General features: G+C 68.5%; 18 protein-coding genes. 9 read left to right on the top strand and 9 right to left on the bottom strand.

Features of this window, described 5'->3' with window-relative positions; genetic code table 11:
* Nucleotides 1-186: 186 nt before the first annotated feature.
* From EGK76_RS09835 to EGK76_RS09815, 5 genes are all read left to right on the top strand, one after another.
* The gene (locus tag EGK76_RS09835) at nt 187-1,923 is read left to right on the top strand and encodes a DUF2974 domain-containing protein (protein WP_123832492.1); all 1,737 of its coding nucleotides are present in this window, start codon (nt 187-189) and stop codon (nt 1,921-1,923) included.
* A gap of 190 nt (nt 1,924-2,113) precedes the next feature.
* A complete protein-coding gene (locus tag EGK76_RS09830; RefSeq protein ID WP_158613479.1) occupies nt 2,114-2,758 on the top strand; it encodes an ankyrin repeat domain-containing protein in 645 nt (214 codons plus the stop codon).
* A 320-nt stretch (nt 2,759-3,078) separates the two neighbouring features.
* Nucleotides 3,079-4,320, top strand: coding sequence for an efflux RND transporter periplasmic adaptor subunit (locus EGK76_RS09825; RefSeq protein WP_123832490.1), 1,242 nt, complete (start codon nt 3,079-3,081; stop codon nt 4,318-4,320).
* A 5-nt stretch (nt 4,321-4,325) separates the two neighbouring features.
* Nucleotides 4,326-5,525 (top strand): ABC transporter permease, encoded by a 1,200-nt coding sequence (locus EGK76_RS09820; RefSeq protein WP_123832489.1) that lies wholly within the window; start codon nt 4,326-4,328, stop codon nt 5,523-5,525.
* Complete coding sequence (locus tag EGK76_RS09815) at nt 5,518-6,270, top strand: ABC transporter ATP-binding protein (RefSeq protein WP_123832488.1); 753 nt, start codon at nt 5,518-5,520, stop codon at nt 6,268-6,270. Before EGK76_RS09820 ends, EGK76_RS09815 begins: the two co-directional genes overlap by 8 nt.
* Before the next feature lie 161 nt (nt 6,271-6,431).
* Here the strand turns inward: EGK76_RS09815 and EGK76_RS09810 are convergent, their stop codons facing one another.
* The 4 genes from EGK76_RS09810 to EGK76_RS09795 all read right to left on the bottom strand — a co-directional run bounded on the left by EGK76_RS09810 (nt 6,432) and on the right by EGK76_RS09795 (nt 11,354).
* Nucleotides 6,432-7,442, bottom strand: coding sequence for an NAD(P)-dependent alcohol dehydrogenase (locus EGK76_RS09810; protein ID WP_123832487.1), 1,011 nt, complete (start codon nt 7,440-7,442; stop codon nt 6,432-6,434).
* Between the two features lie 211 nt (nt 7,443-7,653).
* Nucleotides 7,654-9,225, bottom strand: coding sequence for a hypothetical protein (locus EGK76_RS09805; protein ID WP_123832486.1), 1,572 nt, complete (start codon nt 9,223-9,225; stop codon nt 7,654-7,656).
* Nucleotides 9,226-9,665: 440 nt separating this feature from the next.
* Nucleotides 9,666-10,814: a hypothetical protein gene (locus tag EGK76_RS09800; protein ID WP_123832485.1), complete on the bottom strand. Its 1,149-nt coding sequence runs from the start codon at nt 10,812-10,814 to the stop codon at nt 9,666-9,668.
* A 63-nt stretch (nt 10,815-10,877) separates the two neighbouring features.
* Nucleotides 10,878-11,354, bottom strand: a complete 477-nt coding sequence (locus EGK76_RS09795) for a hypothetical protein (protein WP_123832484.1) — start codon at nt 11,352-11,354, stop codon at nt 10,878-10,880.
* A gap of 575 nt (nt 11,355-11,929) precedes the next feature.
* On the opposite strand from EGK76_RS09795, the gene EGK76_RS09790 reads away from it, so the two are divergent.
* The 3 genes from EGK76_RS09790 to EGK76_RS09780 are packed head-to-tail and all read left to right on the top strand — an operon-like array spanning nt 11,930 to nt 16,187.
* Nucleotides 11,930-13,306, top strand: coding sequence for an MFS transporter (locus EGK76_RS09790; RefSeq protein ID WP_123832483.1), 1,377 nt, complete (start codon nt 11,930-11,932; stop codon nt 13,304-13,306).
* Nucleotides 13,303-15,675: an NdvB protein gene (locus tag EGK76_RS09785; protein WP_123832482.1), complete on the top strand. Its 2,373-nt coding sequence runs from the start codon at nt 13,303-13,305 to the stop codon at nt 15,673-15,675. Before EGK76_RS09790 ends, EGK76_RS09785 begins: the two co-directional genes overlap by 4 nt.
* Nucleotides 15,672-16,187, top strand: a complete 516-nt coding sequence (locus tag EGK76_RS09780; RefSeq protein WP_199730896.1) for a gluconokinase, GntK/IdnK-type — start codon at nt 15,672-15,674, stop codon at nt 16,185-16,187. Before EGK76_RS09785 ends, EGK76_RS09780 begins: the two co-directional genes overlap by 4 nt.
* A gap of 541 nt (nt 16,188-16,728) precedes the next feature.
* Here EGK76_RS09780 and EGK76_RS15720 read toward each other — a convergent pair.
* The 4 genes from EGK76_RS15720 to EGK76_RS09760 all read right to left on the bottom strand — a co-directional run bounded on the left by EGK76_RS15720 (nt 16,729) and on the right by EGK76_RS09760 (nt 18,826).
* Complete coding sequence (locus EGK76_RS15720) at nt 16,729-16,860, bottom strand: hypothetical protein (RefSeq protein WP_255409781.1); 132 nt, start codon at nt 16,858-16,860, stop codon at nt 16,729-16,731.
* 119 nt (nt 16,861-16,979) lie between these two features.
* Nucleotides 16,980-17,651, bottom strand: coding sequence for a hypothetical protein (locus EGK76_RS09770; RefSeq protein ID WP_096300219.1), 672 nt, complete (start codon nt 17,649-17,651; stop codon nt 16,980-16,982).
* Between the two features lie 156 nt (nt 17,652-17,807).
* Nucleotides 17,808-18,074 carry a hypothetical protein gene (locus tag EGK76_RS09765; RefSeq protein ID WP_096296897.1) on the bottom strand — a complete coding sequence of 89 codons (267 nt, stop codon included), beginning with the start codon at nt 18,072-18,074 and terminating at the stop codon, nt 17,808-17,810.
* Between the two features lie 338 nt (nt 18,075-18,412).
* Complete coding sequence (locus tag EGK76_RS09760) at nt 18,413-18,826, bottom strand: hypothetical protein (RefSeq protein WP_123832481.1); 414 nt, start codon at nt 18,824-18,826, stop codon at nt 18,413-18,415.
* Between the two features lie 649 nt (nt 18,827-19,475).
* Here EGK76_RS09760 and EGK76_RS09755 point away from each other — a divergent pair.
* Nucleotides 19,476-21,308: a 3'-5' exonuclease gene (locus EGK76_RS09755; RefSeq protein WP_123832480.1), complete on the top strand. Its 1,833-nt coding sequence runs from the start codon at nt 19,476-19,478 to the stop codon at nt 21,306-21,308.
* Between the two features lie 99 nt (nt 21,309-21,407).
* Here the strand turns inward: EGK76_RS09755 and recD are convergent, their stop codons facing one another.
* Nucleotides 21,408-23,396, bottom strand: coding sequence for an exodeoxyribonuclease V subunit alpha (recD, locus tag EGK76_RS09750; protein ID WP_123832479.1), 1,989 nt, complete (start codon nt 23,394-23,396; stop codon nt 21,408-21,410).
* Nucleotides 23,397-23,644: the final 248 nt, after the last annotated feature.

Genomic DNA, 23,644 nt, shown 5'->3' with positions numbered 1-23,644 from the left:
CGGCTACCGCACGGCCGGCCCGGGCGGAGGCCGGGCCCGTCGATGTCGCATCCTGCGATGTCGGCCGGGTAGGGTGGCCCGCATCCCCGTCGCCTGGAAGGCGCACGGGCTAGGGTCGCCCCGAGTGTTGCGCCGCGCGGGGGTTGGTTAACGTCGGCCCAGACTTCCTGCCCCCTGGATCCCGTCATGGTGATCGTCGCCGATACCGCGCGTCTGTCCGCCCTTCCGCAGCAGTCCGCGCCGCCACCGCCGCCGGTAACGACGGATTACCGCGCCGGCGTCCACGATCTCAGCGACAGCATCCGCGGCACCGCGCCCGACAGTCGCGACCAGCTGTTCGCGATGATGGCAAACGGCGCCTACGCGCCCGAGAGCCCGCAATACGCGCAGGCACTCGCCGACGCAGGCTGGACCGCCCTCGAGCCGCACGCCGACGGCGTGAGCCTGACGGACCAGCACGGCAACCGGATCCCGATCGATCCCGGCCTGATGAGCGACGATCGCTCCGGCTTCCATGCCGAGATCTACCAGCACCAGGACGGCGGGTACGTGGTCGCCTATCGCGGCTCGGAGCTCGGCAGCAAGCCCAGCCAGCTCATGGACTGGGTGAACAACGGGCAGCAGGGCCTGGGCATGGATGCCTCCCAGTACAGCAGCGCCATCGAGCTCGCCAAGCGCGCCGAGCATGTTCTGGGCGATGGCAATGTCGCCCTGACCGGACACTCGCTCGGGGGCGGCCTCGCCTCGGCGGCCTCGCTGGCCACGGGCGCCTCGGCCGTCACCTTCAACAGCTCGGGCCTGAGCAACAACACGCTCGGAAGCCTGGGCTTCAATCCCAATGCGGCGCGCGAAAGCGTGGCCGAAAGCGGCCAGGTGCGTCGCTACGCGGTCAATGGCGATCCGCTCACCGGCGCGCAGGAAGACGTCCCGGCGCTGCCGATCGTCGGCTCGCCGCCCACTGCGGTCGGCCACGCGCTGCGCATCGATCCGCCTGCCGGCACCGGCTTCGGCGGCCTGCACGGCGGCGGCGGTCCGGATGCGGTCTATGTCGAAGCCTTCGACCATGCCAGCCCCACCGACCCCGCGCTCGGCCCGAGCATCGGCGACACCCTCGGCGCGGGCGTGAACCGCGGCATCGACACTGCCGGCGACACCCTCGCCACCGGCATGGAGTCGCTCGGTGATGTGATGCGCAACGGCCCTGGCGCGACTCCGCGAAGCTGGGTGGTGGGCAGCCTGCTCAACGGCGCCAGCAGCGTGGTCGACGCTGGCACCGACGCGCTCGGAGACGTGGTCGGCGCGACCACGGCGTTCGGTACCGACACCCTGGTGGCGGGCGTGACCGCCGTCGGTGACCTGCAGTTCAACGCGCTCGCGTCGGGCATCCGCGAGGTGGTCGATCTGGGCGGGGACCTGGCGGGCACGGCCTCCGAACTGGGAACCGGGTTCGGTGAGTTCACCGCCGGCGTGGCAGAAGGCAAGGGCATCGCGGCGAGCTACGGCCTGCTGGGCGATGTGGCCGACGCCAGCATCGGTACCGTCGGCGACGTGCTCGACGGCGCGGTCAGCCTGGTCGGGGAGACCGCGCAGAACACCGCGAATGCGACCGGTGGCTTCGTGCGCGACCTCGGCCGGATCACCGGGCTGCAGACGCCGGCCAATGCGGTTGCCGGCTTCGTCGAGGGCACCGGCGACGTGGTCGGCAACGTGGCCGACGGCATCGCCAGCGCGGTCGACATCGCGACCGACAAGCTCGGCGATGGTGTCGAAGCGGTGGCCGACCTGGCCGGCAACGTGGCCCAGGGCGTCAACGACTTCACCGCCGACGTCGCCCAGGGCGTTGCCAACGGCGCGCGCGATCTCGGCCGCGGCATCGCCAACGGTGCAGGCCGCGCGCTCGACGCCCTGAACCCGTTCAACTGATCCCGGGAATGCCGGGCACACGACGGACGCCCTGCGCCGCCGTCCGCCTTCCAGCGGGGCGGCACGCGCCTGCGCGCGTCTTGACGCCAGCTGCGGCATGCTGCGCGCCATGACCCGTCGCCCACTTCCGCACCTGCTGCTGGCCGCGTCGATGCTCGCGGCCTCCGGCTGCACGCAAGGACACGAATCCATGAGCACCGACGCGCGCGCGTTCGACAACCCCGCACAGGCGCAGTTCGTCGCCGCATTGCGCAGCGGCAACACGCCACTTGCCCGCGAACTCCTGGCGGCCGGTGCCAATCCGAACGCCACCGACGAAGACGGCACCCCCGCGCTGAACTGGCTGATCCGCCAGGGCGACCGGGATGCCGTCCGTATGCTGCTCGAACTCGGCGCCGACCCCACACGTGGGGACGCCAAGGGCCGTACCGCGCTACACGAAGCCGCGATGTCCAGCGATCCGGAGTGGATCGATCTGTTGCTCGCGCACGGCGTCGCGGTCGACCTGCCCAATACCCGCAACGGCCAGACGCCGTTGTTCGACGCGCTGCGCGCGCGTGAGCCCGACAACATCGACCGCCTGCTCGCGGCCGGTGCACGGGTCGACGTGCGCGACCGCAGCGGCGCCACGCCCCTGCACCAGGCCGCGCTGGTCAACGACATCCCGTCGGTCCGGCGCTTCATGGAGGCCGGCGCCGATCCCCGCGCGACCGACGAAACCGGCGCCACTGTGGCCAGCTATCTCTACGACGGCGATCCCGCGATGCTGGCCGCCCCGGTGCGGCGCGACCACGAGTGGATCCGCGAGCGGCTGGCCGCGACGCCGACGCACTGAAGCAACGGCTGGGGCCCGCGACTGCGTCTGTGCTGGTCGCAGGTGCTCCGTGCGCCGCCATCCATCCGCGCATCCGCCGCTGGTCAGGCGCATGCAGCGCACGCGGTGCCACGCAGGTGTGCCATGCCCGCGCCGTCACCGGTGCGGCCGTCGCAATGGCCGCAGCATCGGTCAAAGCCGCGGGAACACCGCACTGCCCGGTCCCACCGCTCGCGCGGAATCCGCCGGCCCACGCGCGAGACATCCACACCGGCCACCGCTGCCTTGCTGGCTTCATCGTCGCCGCGCCAAGATGACCCTCTTTGATCCCAGGTCGGCCCATGCCCAGTCTGTCCAAGCGGCGCAAATGGATTCTGGTCGGGGTGGTGGCCGTGGCCCTGCTGGTCGTGCTGATTCTGGTGTCGAGACTGCGCGGGCCCGCGCTGCCCGGCTATGACGTGGTCAGCGGGCCGCTGGTGCAGAACGTCGTCGCCACCGGTCGCGCGGAGGCGCCGTCGCGGGTACGGGTGGGCGCGGAGATTTCCGGGCTGGTGCTGGAACGCCGGGTGATGGAAGGCGATCGCGTGGCCCCTGGCGACCTGCTGGTGGTGCTGCGCGCGGCGGATCTCGAAGCCCGCCGCGACGAAGCCCGGGCCGCGCTTGCCGCGCTGCGCGAGTCGGAGCGGCCGGATGCCGAGGCGCGTCTGCGCCAGGCACGCGCCGACCTCGCCCAGGCCGAGCGCGATCTCGCACGTCGCCGCGAACTCGGCCAGGCGCAGCTGGTCTCGCGCGAAAGCGTGGAGCAGGCCGCGCAGGCCGTGGTTGCCGCACGCGCGGCGGCCGAGCAGGCGCGGCTCGCGGTCGACGCGCTGTCCGGCGGCCCCCGCGAGGCGCAGGCCCGCGAGCAGTTGCAGGCCGCGGAAGCCGCGCTCGAGCGCGCGCAGATCCGCGCCACCGTGACCGGCACCGTGCTCACCCGCAACGTCGAGCCCGGCGACACCGTCAATCCAGGTGACGTGCTGATGGACATCGCCGCCGACGCTCCCGGCGAGATCCTGCTGCCGCTCGACGAGAAGAACCTCGGCCTGATCGAGGTCGGGCAACGCGCAACCGTCATCGCCGATGCATACCCCGGGCGGCCGTTCGCGGCCACCGTGTTCCACATCGCGCCCGGTATCGACCCGGCGCGCGGCACCGTCGATGTGCGCCTGCGCATCGATCCGGCCGTGGACTTCGTGCGCGAGGACATGACCGTCACCGTCACCCTCCTCACCGGTCGCCGCGACGACGCGCTGGCCGTGCCCAACGACGCACTGCTCGATGACGACCTCGGCTCCGACCGCGCCACCGTGCTGCTGGTGCGCGATGGCCGCGTGCGCCGCACGCCGGTGCGCCTGGGCCTGCGCGGGCTGGCGATGAGCGAGGTGCTCGAAGGCCTGCAGGCCGGAGACCGCGTGCTCGCCGCCGGCGCGATCGCCGACGACGCCCTGCCCGAAGACGGCAGCCGCGTGCGGGTGGAGGGCCAGCCGGCGCCGCAGACCGGCCAGACCACGCGCGGCGAGCTGCCGGTCGCGCTCGACTGAAGCCCATGTGGATCGAGTCCACCATCGCGGTGCGCTTCCTGCGCCAGGGGCGGGCACAGACACTGCTGATCCTGGTCGGCATTGCGGTGGGCGTGGCGGTGATCGTCTTCGTGACCGCGCTGATCGCCGGCCTGCAGGACAACCTCATCGACCGCACGCTCGGCACCCAGGCGCATGTGCGCGTGGAGGCGCCGCGCGAGGTCAACCTCGTCGCCGGCGCGCCCGCTGGCGTGGTGCAGCTGGTGCTCGAGGATCCGCGCCCGCAGGCGCTGCGCCCCATCGACAACTGGCTGCAGGTGCGCGACGTGCTCGACCGTCTGCCGGGCGTGGCCGCGGTGTCGCCGCTGGTGTCGGGACCGGCGTTCGGGCGGCGCGGCGAGGCGGTGCAATCGGTGGCGCTGGTCGGCGTGGATCTCGAGCGCTACCTGCGGGTGATTCCGCTCGACGAGAACATGGTCGAGGGCCGGCTCGAGGTGGGTTCGGGCAATGCGGTGATCGGCCGCCAACTCGCCGAGGATCTCGGCCTGCGCCTGGGCGGCAAGCTGCGACTCGATGCCGGCGACGGCCGCGAGGCGATCGTCAACGTGGCCGGCATCTTCGAGCTCGGCGTGCGCGAACTCGATGCGCGCTACGTCTATCTCGACCTCAAGCAGGCGCAGTCGCTGCTGGCGCTGCCCGGCGGCGTCACCGTCATCGACATGACCGTCGAGGACCTCTTCGGCGCCGACCGCATCGCCGCGCGCGTGCGCGGGCTGACCGGGCTGAAGGCCGAAAGCTGGATGGAGAGCAATGCGCAGCTGATGAACGCCTTGAGTTCACAGAGCATCTCCACGCGAATGATCAGTTTCTTCGTGGCGATCTCGGTTGCGCTGGGCATCGCCAGCGTGCTCGCGGTCAGCGTGGCCCAGCGAACGCGCGAGATCGGCATCCTGCGTGCCATGGGTACGCGCCGGGGCCAGATGCTGCTGGTGTTCCTGGTGCAGGGCGCAGTGCTCGGGCTGGTGGGCTCGGCGCTGGGCGCACTGGCCGGCTGGGGCCTGGTGGCGATGTTCAACACCTTCGGCCCGGGGCTGTTCTTCATCCCGGTGCCCAGGGCGCTGGTGCCGGCGGCGATGGCACTGGCCACGCTGGCCGGCATCGGCGCTGCGCTGACGCCCGCCTGGCGCGCATCGCGCCTCGATCCGGTGGAGGCGATCCGTGGATGACGCCCGCGAGGTGCTGCGGCTCGAAGGCCTGCGCAAGTCCTACAACATCGGCAAGCCCAACGAAGTCGAAGTGCTGCACGGCATCGACCTGCGCCTGGACAGCGCCGATTTCGCCGCGCTGGTGGGCCCCTCGGGCTCGGGCAAGAGCACCCTGCTCAACCTGATCGGGCTGCTGGATTCACCCACCGGTGGCGAGCTCTACCTGCGCGGCGAAGCCACCCGCGCGATGGACGACGCTGGCCGCACCGCGCTGCGCGGCCGGCATATCGGCTTCGTCTTCCAGTTCCACCACCTGATCAACGCGTTCACCGCGCTGGAGAACGTGCTGATGCCGTGGATGGTCGCCCACGGGCGTCCCGACCGGGAGATCACCGACATCGCCAGGGGCCTGCTGGCCGAAGTGGGCTTGGAGAAGTTCAGTCACCGTCGCCCCGACCAGCTGTCCGGCGGACAGCAGCAGCGCGTCGCCATCGCCCGCGCGCTGGTCACGCGGCCGGCGCTGCTGCTGGCCGACGAGCCCACCGGCAATCTCGACACCAAAACGGCTGCCGACGTCTTCGAGCTGCTGCGCCGCTTCAACGCGCAGTACGGCTGCGCGGTGCTGGTGGTCACCCACGACCCGCGTCTGTCGGAGACCTGCGACCGCACGATCAACCTGGTGGACGGCGAGATCGTGTCCGACGAGCGGCACGACCGGCCGGCCGGCGGCCGCGGTTCCGGGGATCCGGGTCCGCAGCAGGACTGAGCGTCGCGAGCGGCCCCGCCTTGCACTCGCGAATGGTTTCGTCGCCCGTCCTTTGTGCGGGCTCGTGATGCGATATACCGCAGTGGCACTGCGGCATATCGCGGGCCACGATCTCCACGCTGGCCACGACCGGGTGCATCCTCCTCCAGGAGGCCACGCGCTCAGAGATCCAGCACGATCTTCCCGAAGTGCTGCCCGCTCGCCTGGTGCTGGAACGCCGCCACCAAGTCCTCGAGCGGGAAGTGGCGATCGATCACCGGACGCAGGTCGCTCGCCTCCAGCGCGCGGATCATGTCCTGCTGCTGGCGGCGGCTGCCGACGATCAGCGCCTGCAGCCGCAGCTGGCGGCCCAGCGCAAGCCCCAGCGGCAGCCGGCTGTCGACGCCGGTGAGCACGCCGATCAGCGCGATGTGCCCGCCCACGCGCGTGGCCAGCATGGATTGCGCCAGCGTGTCCGGCCCGCCGACCTCGACCACGTGGTCGACGCCGCGGCCGTCAGTGAGCGCGCGCACGCGCATGCCCCACTCCGGCTCGCTGCGGTAGTTGATGCCCGCGTCGGCACCCAGCGCGCGCAGGCGCTCCAACTTCTCGTCGCTGGACGAGGTGGCGATGACCCGCGCGCCGGCCAGCTTCGCGAACTGCAGCGCGAACACCGAGACCCCGCCGCTGCCCTGCACCAGCACCGTCTCGCCCGGGCGCAGGCCGCCATCCACGAACAGCGCACGCCACGCGGTGAGCCCGGCCGTGGTCAGGGTGGCGGCCTCGGCGTGGCTCCACCCGCGCGGCGCACGGGTGAACCAGGTCGCGGGCGCCGTCACCTGCTCGCGCGCATAGCCGTCGATGCCGTCGCCCGGCGTGCGCGCGAACCCTTCCGCCTGCGGCTCGCCCTCGAGCCAGTCCGGGAAGAACGTGCTGACCACGTGGTCGCCCACGGCGAACTCCCGCACACCCTCGCCCACGGCGGTCACCTCGCCCGCACCGTCGGACATCGGGATGCGACGCGCCGTCGGGCCCATCGCCCCGCTGACCACGCCGAGGTCGTGGTAGTTGAGCGAACTCGCGCGTAGCCGCACGGTGATCTCGCCCGGGCCGGGATCGACGGCGGGCGTGGTCTCCAGCGTGACACTGTCGAAGCCGCCGCCGGCGGCGATGTAGAGGGTGCGGATGGTCATGGGGAGCCTCGCGTCGTGGGGAGGGCAATGCTGCCGCAAGTGAGGTGGGCGCGTTGGAACTCGGGTTCAAACCTCGCGGTTGCAGCGGCGCGGCGGCCCCTGCGAGTTGCTACGGCAAGCCCTTCTGGGACCAGTGACCAGTCGCGCCAGCACGAACCTCCGCGGGCGACACGATCTCGCCAGGGGCGTCGGGGCACAGTTCTCGACCCCATCAGACTGTAATGGACCAGTACTCGAGGGGCATGCGGAGCTGTTCCTTTAACACCGACAGGTAAGCCTCGTCGACGGACTGGAGAGGTTGCCGTCCGACGATCACCAAGCGAACGGGCAGCTCGTGTTGGCGCCGCGGATGGAGCGCGTACTCTAGAATCTGTCCCAAGGCTTGGCGAATGACGGACAGCGGCGCGAGATCTGACTTCACTTCGAACAAAAGCAGTTCGTCTTTTGTCCGCGCGACCAGGTCGATATGGTCCTGCTCGAATACCACTACGCAACCTGGATAGCGGCGCTCAACCTCATCCTTCAGCGCGCGCTGGATCTTTAGATGCTCTGGCGTACGCGTCGTCCAGCCGCCGGGGCGCCAATAGCACCGATCCACTGCGTCGGGCAAATCCGTTTTCCCTGCCCGACCTCGCCATCGCGGCTGCGCCGTGCAGAGGGAATCATTGGCGCGGCATAGGCTGTATCGCTTGACCTTGTGAACCGAATCTTCGGCCGCGAGCGGCGTACTGCCATCGAGCCATCTCACATTCTCGAGACGGTACCGCATGTTGAGGATATACGGCGCGTACTCGGTCCGCCCCAGTGCTTCCGGCCTACCCCCGGCCGCTCTCACTTCGGCACGCATCGTGTCCATCCAGCCCAGCTGTTCAAAGGCCTCCACCGCGTCCGCCGCCTGCTCATTTGTGAGGCATTCCACGTCACGGATCTCCGCGACGGCTCGGCGATCTCCCGGCCCCCGCATCGTGAAGAGGCGCAGGTTGAAGGGGCGGTTGCTCCGCAAGAGGCTCGCACGACTCTTGTTGACGCCCTGCACGAAGCCATACCGCCACCCGTCGAGCAGCCACTCACCCCGGAACAGCCAGTCCTCGTGTCCGAATCCGTGTTCGGCGCGGTAGCTAGGTACCGCCTCGTAGACTTCTCCGGCCCCCGCCGGGCACCACCAACCCCGGCTGTTGTAGGCGAGGCGCGCGACCCAGTCTGATGACGGCATAACGCCCACCTGCGCGGCACCCTCTACGCGCAGGTACAGCGGGAACAGTTCCTCCAGCACGCGCGCCGCATCCTTGAGGATCTCGTCGGTGACGCCGGTCGATCCAACTTCTGCGCGGCAACCGATGAAGATGAAGTTGCCAAAACGTACTAGCACATCGGGCACACGACCGAACGGACCGTCATGGATTCGGTCGTCGCCCCGATAGGCCCAGACCGCGAGCCCCGCGAGGTCGGCAAAGTCTTCCACTGCCTCGTTGAACTCGTCGATGCGCGGCGCGAGCGTCGCCACCGGATCAATTCGGTCCGGGCCACCTTGTAGGCTGAAGGCCACACCATATCGAAAATATCGCTCGTCTTCGAAGCCGACGTTGAACTGCAGCTCCTTGCGTCCCCCGCGGTGGTAGGCGTAACCATTCCGCGGACGGTCAGCGCGCCGGATATACTGGAAAAGGCCGTGCGGCCTCTGGCCACTGCCTTTCAGCTCGCGCCTGCGTTCGTAGAAGTCTTGGAGCGATGTATGAGCCAGACGCGCGTTCAGAGCCGCCACCACGTCGTTCAGATCGTTCAATGCGTCCCCCTCAGCTTGTGCTGCAAACTGTGCTCACTACCGTCTACGTTCCGCTACACCGCGTACACAACGTCTAAGCGACGACGGAGGCTCCTTCTTCACGCCCTCCGCACGGCGGTCACCTCGCCCGGACCGTCGGTCATCGGGATGGACGGCGCCTTCGGGCCCATCGCACCACTGACCACACCAAGGTCGTGATAGTGGGGCGAGCTCGCGCGCAGCCGCAAGGTGACCTCCCACGCGCTCGGTGGTCACACTTGATGAAGCCGCCGAGTTCGCCAACGACGAAGTGACCGTCCATTGGGATTGCCCGAACGAAGTATCCGCTGCCACCGTCGCCGTGCAGTTGCGAAAGCGCGACTTCGAGAAGGTACGGCCGCTGCGCGGAGGCTTCCAGGCGTGGCGAGGCCGAGGACTGCCGCTCAGATCTACCGGATCGCTTACCAGTCCATGTTCGCCGAGCGCTCCACTTCTTCGCCCCAGTAGCGAAGGAAGTTCGTCATCGCTTCGGGCGAACGCATCGCATCGGCATAGGCTCCCTTGGCCATCGTCAGCACCGTGGGGTAGCAGTTCTCAAGCAAGAATTCCCGCGCGGGTTCACGCACGCCCGCGAACATGAACGTCTCGAAGTCGTCCAGCACCTGGAAGACTCTGAGCGCATCGAACGCTAGGCCGTTACCGAAGCGAAAGTGCTGCGGCCCTACCCGGTGGGGCAACAGCACCGGTACCGCTCCCGCCGGCGAATGGAAGGAGAGGGCTTCGCCTTGCTTGCCGAACGCCCCGTGCGCCACGTGGTTACGCAAGTCCTGGCGCACGGCAAGAACGCGGTCGAGCAACGTATTGGCGCCCCGCTCGTTCACGTCGATCGCCGCCTTGAACTTCCCGGTCCAGTCGCCGGCCGCCAGTGAGGCCACCTGCGTGCCGGTCGTGACGCGGCCTTGCAAGATCGCCAGGTGAATCAGCACGTGCTCGGTCCAAGAGAAGTAGGCCTCGACCGCCGAGAGCGCCAGCCATCCCGATTCAGGCTCGGGGTGCCAATCCGCCATCCACAGCTCCGTCAATTGCGACAGGTCGGTCTTGCCGGCAGCCGTCGCGCGGCGCTCTTCCTTGCGTTGCTCAGCCGCGTGGGAGTGCGATTGCGCGGCTTCGCGTAGATAGCGGTAGCGCTCGTAGAGGGGCTGACTGTGGTTGGCTACGTTCACGGCCGACTGCGCCACCCGCGTGTCGGCGAACCATTCAAAGAACGGTTGCGCTTCCTTGGCTGCCTTGTGGATGCGGTTGACGATCTCTGCAGCCTGCGCCGCGACCCGATCGGGCTCAGGATGGAACAGTCCCAAACCCATCTTGCGGTGCTCAATCGTGAACAGCTCACCGCAATAATCCAACGGAATGGTCCAGGCGACCTTCTCCTCCGGACCTTCGTGCGGGAAGCCCAACAGCTCCACGAGCAGGAAGTAGACCAGGTAGTACTCGGGCAGGCGCCGCCCGGCGTCGGTGCGCTTGGCGCTCGACCAGAAGTTCGGCACCGCCTGCGTTTGGTCGTGCGCGGGACGCACGTCGCGCAAAGCGCGCAATGCGCGCTCGCGCACCGGCTCCAGATCCGCGGGAGGGGGGTGAGGGTTAGCCATCGACGAACGTGCCTGCCCCCGGCCTCATGCGAACTGCCCCTGGAACCATGCCGTCAAGTCCGGATGCAGGGCGCCGTCGATGTAGACGTGCCCCCGGTCGACGCGCAGCTTGGGCACGTTGAGTACCAGATGGGCGCCCGTCGCGTAGGCGTATTGGCCTTTCTGCTCGGTCATGCCGCTGAGTTTGCGGACATCGCTCTTGTAGTTGTAGTTGCCGGCTAGCTTGACCTCGACGACGAGCAGGTTCTCGTCGGGGCTCTCCGGCACGTGCACGATGATGTCCGGAATGATCCTCGAGGTGCCGAGCCTCTTAATTTCCTGCTCGCGGCGGTCATACTCGTTGGACACCGTGTGCCTGGTAAAACGCGGACGCATAAGGATGTGCAGTTCGGAAACGACGTGCGGTTCACCGGGGGAGGTGCGAGCCAGATACTCGATCTGAAACAACTCGTGCACCGCCGCCACCAGCTGACCGAGCGCATCAGGCACCGTCGCTTTCATTGAGTCGCTCCTGAGTGATGCGCTGCGAGAACGACGTACGCACGCACGCAGGCGCACGCAGGCGGCGATCGTCAGCCTGATCTCCTGACCGAAGTGTATCGCAAGCCCCTGATTGGACCGAAATGCCGGGGGCAGGCGCGCGTCGAGTCGGCCGGCGTCGTGCGACCCGCTGCTCAGGTCGTCAGCTGTATATCCATCGGACTGGCGCGCCCCCTTCCACTCGGCAGGCGGCCAACCGATTGCGCACCACTGTTCGCTATACCAAGGCTGCCATTGGCCAGGATGGTGACCGATATAGCAATGCACTCGCCAGAATCCCGCCGTCGCCCGGCGTGCGCGCGAAGCCCTCGGCCTGCAGTTAGGTGAGCGAGTAGCTGAGCGAGCTCGTGCGCAGCCGCACGGCGATTTGGCGTGCAAATGGACCTGGCACCGTCAGCGGCCTCTCTCAACACCATTTCCTTCCCCGCGGTTGTCGGAACTCCCCGTTTGCAGGATAGTCGACAGCGTCGTAAGCGCTAGGCCCCGCCACTCCGCGGACGCCACGCAGCCGCCCGGCCACGGCACCCGGAGGCCGCATGCAGGTCCAACATCCCGGCGGCGCAAGCCCGCGCACACGATTGCGCCTGCGCGAACAGGTGGGCTACGGCATCGGCGATTTCGGCTTCAATCTCTATTGGGCCAACATCTCCGCGTTCCTGCTGATCTTCTATACCGACGTGATGGGCCTGGCCGCCGCCGCGGTGGGCACGATGTTCCTCGTCACGCGGGTGTTCGACGCCGTCACCGATCCGCTGATGGGCGCCATCGCCGACCGTACCCGCACGCGTTTCGGCCGGTTCCGGCCCTGGCTGCTGTGGGGCGCATTGCCGCTGGCGGTCACCGGGGTGCTGACCTGGACCGTGCCCGACTTCGACGACACCGGCAGGCTGGTGTGGGCCTACCTGACCTTCAGCCTGATGATGCTGGCCTACACCGTGCTCAGCATGCCGTACTCGGCGCTGTCGGCGGTGATGACCAACGACAGCCAGCAGCGCACGACGCTGATCAGCTTCCGCTTCATCGCCGCGTTCGCCGGCACCACGGTCGTCAATGCGTTCACGCTCGACCTGGTGCGCTGGTTCGGCGGCGGCAACGAGGCGCTGGGCTGGCAGCTCACGCTGGGGCTGTACGGGGTGGTGGCGTCGCTGCTGTTCGCGACAGTGTTCTTCAGCACGCGCGAGCGCATCGCGCCGCCACCGGGGCAGCGCAGCGACGTGCGCCAGGACCTGCGCGACCTGCTCGACAACCGGCCGTGGATGGTGCTGTTCGTGCTGGCGCTGCTGATCATGGTCACCATCGTCATGCGCAGCGGCGCGACGGTGTACTACCTCAAGTACTACCTCGAGCGCCCCGAACTGACCGGCTGGTTCCTCGGCGGCTACTCGCTGGCGCTGGCGGCGGGCGCCGCGCTCACGCCGGTGATGACGCGCTACGTCGACAAGAAGCGGCTGATGGTGTGGCTGATGGCGGCGGCGGGCGTGCTCAGCTGCGCGATGTTCCTGGTGCCGCGCGATGCGGTCTGGCTGTTGTTCCTGCTCAACACGCTGGTCGGCCTGGCGCTGGGGCCGAAATCGCCACTGGCGTTCTCGATGTATGCCGATTGCGCCGACTACACCGAGTGGAAAACCGGGCGCCGCGCCACCGCGATGACGTTCTCGGCCGCCACGTTTTCGCAGAAGCTCGGCGGCGCGCTGGCGGCGGCACTGATCGGCTGGATGCTGGCGGCGATGGGCTACGTCGCCAACCAGGCGCAGTCCGATGCCTCGCAGCTGGGCATCGCGCTGCTCTTGACCGTGATCCCGGGGGTGGTCGCGTTCTTCGCGGCGGCGGTGATGCGTGCCTACCCGCTCGATGCGTCGACGATGGCCGAGGTGCAGGACGCGCTGGATGCGCGCAGGGCGGAACGCGCATGAGTCCGCTGCAGTACGGCTTCACCGACGACGGTCGCCGGTTCACGATCGACAGTCCGACCGCCATGCCCCACGCGTCGGCCTTCCTCTGGAACCGGCGGATGATGCTGCAGGCCACCTGCCGCGGCTTTGCCAGCGCGCAGTTCATGCAGCCGGAGCCGGCGAAGTACGCGCACGCACCGACGCTCGAGGCGCGCAGTTTCATGCAGCCCGAGCAACCGGTCTACGCGCATCATCCCGGCCGCTTCTGTTACGTGAAGGACGAGGACGACGACATGCTGTTCTCGCTGCCGTACGAGCCGGTGCGTGCATCGGCCGATGCCTTCGCGTTCGAGGCGGAACTGGATACGCTCGCCTGGCGGATCGAGCGCGATGGCCTGGTCTTCGAATGGCGGCTGGCGCTGCCGGTCGAGGATGTCGCCGAACTGTGGACGCTGCGCGTGCGCAACCGATCAAAGCGCACGCGACGGCTCAGCCTCTACCCCTACTTCCCGGTCGGCTACATGTCGTGGATGAACCAGTCCGCGACCTGGCGCGAGGATCTGGGGGGAATCGTCTGCAGCAGCATCACGCCCTACCAGAAGGTGGAGGACTGGTTCGTCCAGCGCGACTTCATGGATCGCACGGTGCTGCTGCATGCCAATGCGCCCGATGCCTGGGACGCACGCCAGTCGGCGTTCGAAGGCGAGGGCGGGCTGCATGCACCGGCGGCGGTCACCGACGCGGTGCTGCTGGGCCGGCGCGATGCCGACTACGAAATGCCCACCGCGGTGCTGCAGTACCGCGTGGTGCTCGCCGATGGCGATGCGCACGAAGAACGCTTCGTGTTCGGCCCTGCGCGCGACGACACGCAGGTCCAGGCCTTGCGCTCGAAATATCTCGTCCCCGGCGGTTTCGAAGCGGCTGCGGCCGCGTATGCGGAGTACCTGGCCGCCGCGCGCGGCTGCATCGACATCCACACCCCCGATCCGTGGCTGGACGCTTTCGCCAACCACTGGCTGCCGCGGCAGGTGTACTACCACGGCGACGTCAATCGCCTGACCACCGACCCGCAGACGCGCAACCTGCTGCAGGACCACATGGGCATGGCCTACCTGCAACCGGCGACCGCCCGCGCCGCGTTCCTGCGCGCGCTGTCGCAACAGGCGTCCAGCGGCGCGATGCCAGATGGCGTCCTGCTGGTCGATGGCGCGCAGCTGAAATACATCAACCAGGTGCCACACACCGATCATTGCGTCTGGCTGCCGGTATTCCTGCAGGCCTACCTCGACGAAACCGGCGACGACGCCTTGCTCGATGTGCCGGTTACTGATTCGCAGGGCCATGTCGCCAGCGTTGCCGCGCGCGTGGACAAGGCCATGCATTGGCTGCTGTCGGCGCGCGATGCGCGCGGGCTGGGATACATCGCCCAGGGCGATTGGTGCGATCCGATGAACATGGTCGGCTACAAGGGCCGCGGCGTGTCCGGCTGGCTGACCCTGGCGACCGCGCATGCCTTGCGGCTGTGGGCGGGCATCCGTGCGCGCCATGCCGGAGACGCTGCGGCGGATGCCTTCGTGCAAGGCGCGCAGTCGTGCAATGACGCCGCCAACGCACACCTGTGGGATGGCGACTGGTATGCGCGCGGCATCACCGATGACGACGTGGCGTTCGGCGTGCGAGGCGACACCGAGGGCCGCATCTACCTCAATCCGCAGAGCTGGGCGATGCTCTCGGGCGCGGCCGATCCGGCGCGTCGTGCGCAGTTGCTGGCGGCAGTGGAATCGCAGCTGGTCTCGCCCCATGGCGTGGCCATGCTGGATCCGCCATACACCGCAATGCGCGAGGACGTCGGCCGGTTGACACAGAAGTTCCCCGGCTCGGCCGAGAACGGCTCGATCTACAACCACGCGGCCGCGTTCTACCTGCACGCGCTGTATGCGGTGGGCGACGCCGACCGTGCATGGCGCGTGCTGCGCGCGATGCTGCCCGGCCCCGATGCCGACGACCTGCTGCAGCGTGGACAGCTGCCGGTGTTCGTGCCCAATTACTATCGCGGCGACTGGCGCGGCCATCCGCGCACTGCGGGTCGTTCCAGCCAGCTGTTCAACACCGGCACCGCGGCGTGGCTGTATCGCTGCCTGATCGAAGGCCTGTTCGGGCTGCGCGGCGAAGGCGACGCGCTGCGGATCGCACCGCAGCTGCCGTCGCACTGGTCGCAGGCCTCGGCGGTGCGACGCTTCCGCGGCGCCGACGTCGAGTTGCAGGTGCGGCGCGTGCCGGGACTGCAGGCCATGCGCGTGCGCGCCGACGGGCAATGGCTCGATACACCGCTGTTGCGCGGCATCGTCGCCGGCGGGCGGCATCGCGTCGACGTGGAAGTGCCGGGATGACGACGACGCCGCAGGTGCTGATCGCGATGGGGGTGTCGGGCAGCGGCAAGACCACGCTGGCAGGCCTGCTGGCGGAGGCCTGGCAGGCGACGCTCCTCGACGCCGACGACATCCACGACGCCGCCGCCAGGACGCGCATGGCCACGGGCCTGCCGCTCACCGACGCCATGCGCGACCCTTGGGTGGCGCGCATCGCGGCCGAGCTGTCGCGACGGGTGGCGGCCGGCGAGCGCGTGGTGCTGGCGTTCTCCGGCCTGCGCCGCCGCCATCGCGACCGCCTGCGCGACACCGGGCTGTCGCTGCGGTTCCTGTTCCTGCATGGCGACAAGGATCTGATCGCGACGCGGATGCAGGCCCGCAGCGGGCACTACATGCCGGCCTCGCTGCTCGACAGCCAGTTCGACACGCTGGAGATGCCGGCGGGCGAAGCGGATGTCGTGACGCTGGCGATCGATCGGCCGCCGGCTGCAATGCTGCGCGATGCGCTCGCGGCTTTGCGCCTGACTGCCTAGCCGCGTTGCTGGAGGAGGGCGCCCGTCAGCTTCCAGCGAGCGCGAGAGCGGGGCCAGGCGTACGCCCGTCCGCACCCCGCGTCTTTCGCACGGAACCCCCGCCGTGATCGTCACCGATGCGCGGACTCGCGAGTATCCGCAGCAAGGACGTCAGGCTGCGCGAGCGCCCATTACGCGCAGGGACGAGCGTGGCGGGACCATCCCGCGGGTGCGACTTCGCCGGGTGCCGCGCCGGCAGCACGAAGCGAACACCCGGCACGCCCCGTCCGCCACACTCACATCGTGTGCGCCCAGGCCGGCAACAGGCCGAAGGCGCCCAGGCCATCCAGACGGCCATCGCGATCATCATCAGGTCCCGGTCAACGGGAGACGAAGCCCGGCGGCACGTTGCTCGCGCCGCCCACGCACGCGCACTTCAGTTCCCGGCGGTCCACGTACACGGCCTGAACACCGAGAGCGCACCCACTGTGGCGAGGGACAGCGCCACCGGCACCGACAGCCAGGTCAGCGCGCCGGCGATCATCAGAATGCCGGCGAGGCCTTACGCGAATGGATAGACGCAGGAATACGGCACCCATCGCCGCGCCAGCAGGTCGGAGTCGAGGAACATCGTGGCGAGGCTGCCGATGCCCTGCAGCTTCAGCAACCCCAGCAGCAGGCAAATGAGCCGCACGGAGGATGGCGCTTACGGCCCGACCGGGGGCAGGGCGCTGGTGAGCGCCAGACGGGATGAGAAAAACAGGTCGCCGGCGGTGCTGCCCGGCAGCCCGGAATCTGGCCTCCAGACGCCCCTTACTTGCTGGCGCCTCGCCGGTCGTCGTCGCTTTGCGCCGCCTCGCGACCTTCCGCGAATTCGGGGAAGGTTTCCGAGATCGAGTCCTTGTCCGGCAGGATGTAGAACACGCCGCCGCGCTCGAATGTCGGCTTGATGATCTGCTCGTAGAACTCCGGCGAGACGTTGATGCACCCATGCGTCACGCGGTTGTCGTCCGGCGTAGGCGAGGCGAGTCGTTCGGCGCGGTGCTCGCCCGGTGAGCCGGCGAGGGGGTGGATGGAGACCGCGGATTCGTAATCCACCCACAGTACGCGTCCGGCGTCGATCGAGGGGCCGTATCCCCCCACGAAGCGCCCCGCTGGCGTGGTGCGATCCCGACCCGGAATTTCTCGAAGCGCCAGGCCGGCGACGCCAGGGGCCGTATGGTCGCCGACTGCCGAGCCGAAGAGCCCGGGTGCCGCGCCGCGCAGACGGCCGTCACCGCCGAAGACGAAGACCTGTGCGGCGGCCTTGTCGATCACCGCAAACGGATAGCCCTGAGTGTCGTTGGACGCGACCACCCAGCCGGCCAGTTCAATCACCGTGCCGGAGACATCCTGGTCATGGGGAAGCTGGTCGAACGCAGTCTCCGGGGGCGCTGAAGCGTCCTGGGCGGAGACCGTGCCGACGCTCGCGAACGCGAGCGCCAGCACCAGCACTCCATGAGCGGCCCAGCTTGCAGTGTGTGTGCAGGTACGGATGGGACGATCCTTTTGAACGAAGACTGGAGTGCAATGAGATCGGCAGCCGGTCAAGGCCGCCGGATCCCGGTTCAAGCCGTAGGGTCGCTCACGATGCAGGGGCGATTAACCGCGGGGGGTGCGGGTGGCCGGTGCTGCGTTGAGCTGCTGGACGCGGGCCTCGATCTGATCGAGACGCTGGTTGGCACGCTGCGCGGACTGGTTGGCTGCTTCTGCACTCTGGGCAGCGCCCTGCACTCGGCTATCGAGAGAGTCGAGACGCGAATTGATCGTCGCGAACTCCTCCTTGTAATGGGCACAGCTCGCAAGGCCCATGGTGGCGACGATCGCCACGCCGACACGCACCATCATTCGATTCTGCTTGGTCGACATTTCGCTTCTCCGTGGTCAGGGGACTCGGAATATAGCGAGCTTTCTGTCGACGCCATGAGGTGCCTTCAGCTGGGATTTGCGTACGTCGATGGCCGGTGAAGAGCGATGCCTGCCCGCCAAAAAGCGTGCATTCAGCTGGTTCGAAGAATCCACGATCGGTCGACATCGCAACCGTGTTCACGGTCACGACCATTGGCCAATTTCCTGACGTGGTTTTTACATGCGGGGCCTTGCGAGCGATCGCGTACGAGCCTCGAAGGCTCGCGTTGCACAGCAAGGCGCGTTCAACGGGCCGCGTCAGAACACCCTACCGGCAGGTTCAATCCCACCTGCGGACGTCAGGGCGACCCGACGCTTCCGCGATATGCGGCAATCGTCTGCTCGGCAGTCGGATTCGACATCGCCAGTCCATTGACGAATACAACAGGTGCGCCGCGTTTGGCCACTGCGAGGGCACGCTTGATGCCCTGCATCTGTTCGGTGGTCGGGTCGGCGACGTCGAAGGCGAAGCCGCTGTCGCGCACGACGGGAATGCCGGCGCGGTCGAGTTCGCGGATCAGCGCTTCACTGCGCTGCGCCTGCTCGGATGGGCAATTGGCCGGCGCCAGCACCAGCACCGTGTTCGGCTGCATCCCGCCGGGCATCTCGACCGCGACGAATGCGGACGCGTCGAAGGCTTCACTACGTTCATGCCACCACTGCCAGGCGCCGTAGAGGCCGCAGGCGAGCATCAATATCCATAAGGTCCGCATTGCCGTTCCCCTCGTATCGAATCGTTCGTGGAGTTCACGGGCCAGCACGTGCACTCACACGCACAGCTTGGATTGGCGTGGCACCCCATCACGATCGCCGTCCATCAATAACGCGCGTCTTGTGGTCGCAACCGCGACCGCCCAGGTGCTGGTGCGCGCCGTCCATCCTTGAAAATCCGAGAATAGCGTGCCGGGGGCTCCGACACCTTGGGCTGCGCGTCACCCGCACCACCCGTTTCGAGCACTCCGACGGCCGACTGTCGCCGGGTGGAAGGGGCTGTCTCTGGAAGCCCATACAGCGCCTTCTGCAGAGGCGGCGCCCTGGATAACTTCGTCAGCGATCAAGGAAGCCAGACGACCTGGATTTCCATAAGTGGTCTACCGCAACCGGGTGAGCCTGTGCGGAGATTGCGGCAGGCGAAGCAGCCCGGCGATGGACAAAGGGCTGCGTTCGCGAGTGCATAGGTTGTTTGCGCGACCGTCGATGCAGCTCACCTGCCCGCAGAAGTGTCGTCCTCGGCTGGCGCATTCAGCAGACGCATGTTCGACGCACCTGCGCCGCGTGCTGTAGCGTTGGCGGCAGTGACCCAAGGATTAGGGGATCCCATTGGCCACGCTCATTCCGAGCCGAAGTACTTGCCTGGCGCGCATGACAGGTGGGGAGCGCCGGTTTTCTTCGCGCCTCGAGGACAAGCTCGATGCGGATTACGTCTGTTGGTACGACGTGCCGGTTGGACCCAGCTACCGGCACCCGGACTTCGTGGTGCTGCATCCCTCCCGCGGCCTGCTGGTGCTGGAGGTCAAGGATTGGAAGCCGGAGACAATCGTCGAAATTGACCGCGACAGCGTCACGCTTCACACCGAACGCGGCCGCGTGACCGCCGCGAACCCGATCCGCCAGGCGCGCGACTACGCGATGGAGATCGTGCGCCTGCTGCAGAACGACCCCGCGCTGTGCCAGCCGCCCAGCGACCGGCGTGCGGGCAAACTGCTCTTGCCGTGGGGCTTCGGCGTGGTACTGGCCAACATCAGCCGCGCCCAGTTCGAGCAGATGGAGCTCGAGACCTTCCTGCCTCCAGGGAATGTCATCTGCCGCGACGAGATGACCGAAGGCGCCGACACCGAAGAGTTCCAGAAGCGCATGTGGGACATGTTCCTGCTGCCCTTTCCTTGCCTGCTGAGCCTGCCGCAGATCGAGCGCGTGCGCTGGCATCTGTTTCCGCAGCTGCGCATCCAGGTGCAGGGTGACCTGCTGTCCGCGCCTGCTGCGGCGCCGGCGTTGCCGCTGGAGATTCCCGACATCATCCGCGTCATGGACCTGCAGCAGGAACAGCTGGCGCGTTCGCTGGGCGACGGCCACCGCGTCATCCACGGCGTGGCAGGTTCGGGCAAGACAATGATCCTCGGCTACCGTTGCGTGGAGCTTGCCCGCCAACAGCACAAGCCGGTGCTGGTGCTCTGCTACAACAAGACACTGGCAAGCCGTCTCGAGCACCTGATGCAGGGCCACGGTGTGCAGGACAGGGTGGCCGTACGCAACTTCCACGAATGGTGCCGCGAGCAACTCAAGGCCTACGGCCTGCGCCCGCCGGCATTCCAGAGCAGCGCCGACGCCTACGCCAGGCAGCTGGTGGAATCCGTCATCACTGGCGTGGATTCGAACGCGATTCCGCGCGGACAGTATGGCGCCGTAATGATCGACGAAGGTCACGATTTCGAACCCGACTGGCTGCGGCTGGTCGCGCAGATGGTCGACCCGGAAACCAACGCGCTACTGCTGCTTTACGACGACGCACAGACACTTTACGGAAATGCCGCGCGCAGGAAGTTCACCTTTGCCAGCGTCGGCATCCAAGCCCGCGGTCGCACCACCATCCTGCGCTTGAACTATCGCAACACCCTGGAAGTGTTGGCGGTGGCCAAGACCTTTGCCGAAGAAGTGCTGATTGGCGAGGACGCCGACGAGGATCAGGTGCCGGTGATCGCGCCCGAAAGCGCCGGGCGCCGTGGGCCGATGCCCGAACTGTGGCAGGCGCGCAGCATCTGGAACGAGGCCGACATCATCGCGGGGCGCATCCGCGAGGCGTCGACCAATGGCGCGAATCCGAATGACTTCGCCGTGCTTTGCCATTCCAACCGGCTGGCGGCGCTGATCGCATCGCAGCTGGAAAAACGTGGTGTACCGGTGCTGCTGGCGTCGGACAAGCAGCGTCGCGAACTGTTCAACGGCCCGCCGGCGGTCAAGGTGATGAGCATGCACTCCAGCAAGGGCCTGGAGTTCGACACCGTGTTTATCCCGGGCATCTGCGAAATGGCGCTGCACGACGATGATCCGGATCGCAAGCGGCAGCAGGTGCGGTTGCTGTACGTTGGGATGACGCGGGCGTTGAGGCAGTTGGAAATGTCGCACCACCGGGAGAGTGCGCTGGTTGACCAGGTGCGGAGCGTGGTGACGGGTGTCGCACGGCGCCTGGTGGCTTAACCGGGAGATGCGTCCCCTGCGAATTCCATTCCTTGGGCCCGACGATAGCGGGACGCGGCGGAGCGTGAGAGCGGCCACGGCGCAGGGCGCCACGGTTCGCTAGAACAGTGCGCCCTGGGTCGGGGCTTCGCTGACGTCGGCGATGGTCTGGGGCGCCGATGCATCCAGGCGTTGCGGCGCTTCCGCGCCCAGGCGCCAGGCCAGGCCGGACCAGCGGCTGGCATGGCGTTCGAGCGCGCTGCGCAGGATGGGCGCGCTGCCCACTACATGCAGGGCGCTGCGCGCACGGGTCATGCCGGTATAGACGAGTTCGCGCGACAGCACGCGGTTGAAGCGCTCGGGCAGCACCAGCCACACGGTGTCGAACTCGCTGCCCTGGGCCTTGTGCACGGTCATCGCGAACGCACTGTCGTGCGCGGGCAGCGCGGCCGGGTGGAACGGCCGCGGACTGTGCGCATCGTCGCCGGGGAACCACGCCATCACCGCGCCGGCGCCGTCGGCCAGACAGATGCCGATGTCGCCGTTGAACAGACGGTGGCGATAGCTGTTCTCGGTGACCAGCAGCAGGCGGCCGTGGAAATACGCGCCGCTGCTGCGACGCGCGGCCACGCCCGTGCCACTGCCGGTAAGCATGGCCTCGATACGCGCATTGAGCCCGCGTGCGCCCTGGGGGCCTTCGCGCACCGCGGTGAGGATGCGCAGGCGTCCCGCGCGGGCGAGTGCGTCGGCCGGATCGCTGGTGTCGGCGAGCGCGCTCCAGTGCGCGAGCAGGGTCTCGCGGTGGGCCAGCAATGGGTCGGCTTCGCCTTCGTGGAAGCGCACCCCCGCGAGACCACCGCGCAGCAGCGACAGCGCGTTGTCGGCATCGCCCTCGCGCACGGCAGTGGCGAGCGGCGCGAGATCGAGCGCGGCGCTCTGGCGGTAGCCGCGTTGCAGGTGGATGCGGCGGCCGGGGAAGGCGCCTGCAGCGGAGGGGGCGGCAGGCACTGGCGCCCGGCCATGTCCGGAATGGCCGGGCGATGCGGATGGGCCGAGCAATGGATGCAGCGCCTGCGCATCGTCGATCGCGATGCGCGCGCCATCGCCGGCGGCACGCAGGATGCCGCTGAGCACGTCGCCCGCTTCCACCGATGGCAACTGGTCGGGATCGCCCAGCAGCACCAGGCGCGCGCCGTCGGCGACGGCTTCGACCAGCTTGGCCATCAGCGGCAGGTCGATCATCGAGGCTTCGTCGACGACGACGACATCGAACGGCAGCGGGTTGTCTGCGTGGTGCCGGAACGTCGCCGAATCGGGAATGGTGCCGAGCAGGCGATGCAGGGTGGTACCGGCGGCGGGCAGCGCGCCCAGCAGGGCGGGATCGAGATTTGCACCGTCCAGTTGCTGCACGGCGCGGCGCAGGCTTTCGGCCATGCGCTCGGCGGCGCGGCCGGTGGGCGCAGCCAGGGCGATGCGCGGCGCGGGCCGACCGGCCTGCATGGCCTGGGCGACCAGCAGCACCAGCAGGCGCGTGATGGTGGTGGTCTTGCCCGTTCCGGGCCCGCCGGTGATCAGGACCAGGTTGTGGCGCAGCGCGACCGCGGCGGCGCGGGCCTGCAGGTCGGGGGAACCGGCGCCGGCGCGCGCGTGGGGGAACAGCGCGTCGAACAGCGGTGCGAGGGTGTCGAGCGTCCCGCCCTGCGGCAGCGTGGCGCCGATGCGGCGCAGGCCATCGGCGAGGCGGCGCTCGTACTCGCGGTAACGGCGCAGGTAGAGCAGGCCGCGTCCCGCGTCCGCGTCCTCGTATACCAGCGGCGCTTCGGCCGCGGATTCGGTGTCGGGCGCATCGGGTCGGGCGACCCAGCGTGATGCCTCGAGCGCCGCGCGCCAGGCCTCGGGCGTGGGCCAGTCGATGTCGGCTTCGACCAGTCGCTGCGGCCGGGACGGCGAAAACCCGGCATGGCCGTTGGCCACGGCCAGCGAGGCCAGCGCCGCGGCGGCGAGCACGAGATCGGACGTGCCGGGGTCGAGGCGACGCAGGGATTGCGCGAGCGCGTTGTCGAGCGGGCGCAGGACGCCAGCGTCGCGAAGGTCCTGGAGAAGGGTCATGGGGTTGGGCTCCGCGGTCGGCTGCCCTCATCCCAAGCCCTGGAGAGGGGCTCAGGGCGGCGCGCCCGGCTGGGAAAGAACTCGGCGCGGCCTGCTGGTCGGTGGCGCTCGGAGCGGCATGTAGAGCGGGCGGGGGCTCGGGCGCGGCTTGCCGCGGTTGAAATGTGCTCCGAGCGGCTTGCCGCAACCAGGAAGAGTCCGGAGCGGCCCAAGCGGAAAGGCGCGGGTGCGGAGTCGGGCAGGCCCAG

This window comes from Luteimonas sp. 100069 (assembly GCF_003813845.1).
Classification (GTDB): domain Bacteria; phylum Pseudomonadota; class Gammaproteobacteria; order Xanthomonadales; family Xanthomonadaceae; genus Luteimonas; species Luteimonas chenhongjianii.
This window is presented reverse-complemented; position numbering and strand designations above follow the sequence as displayed.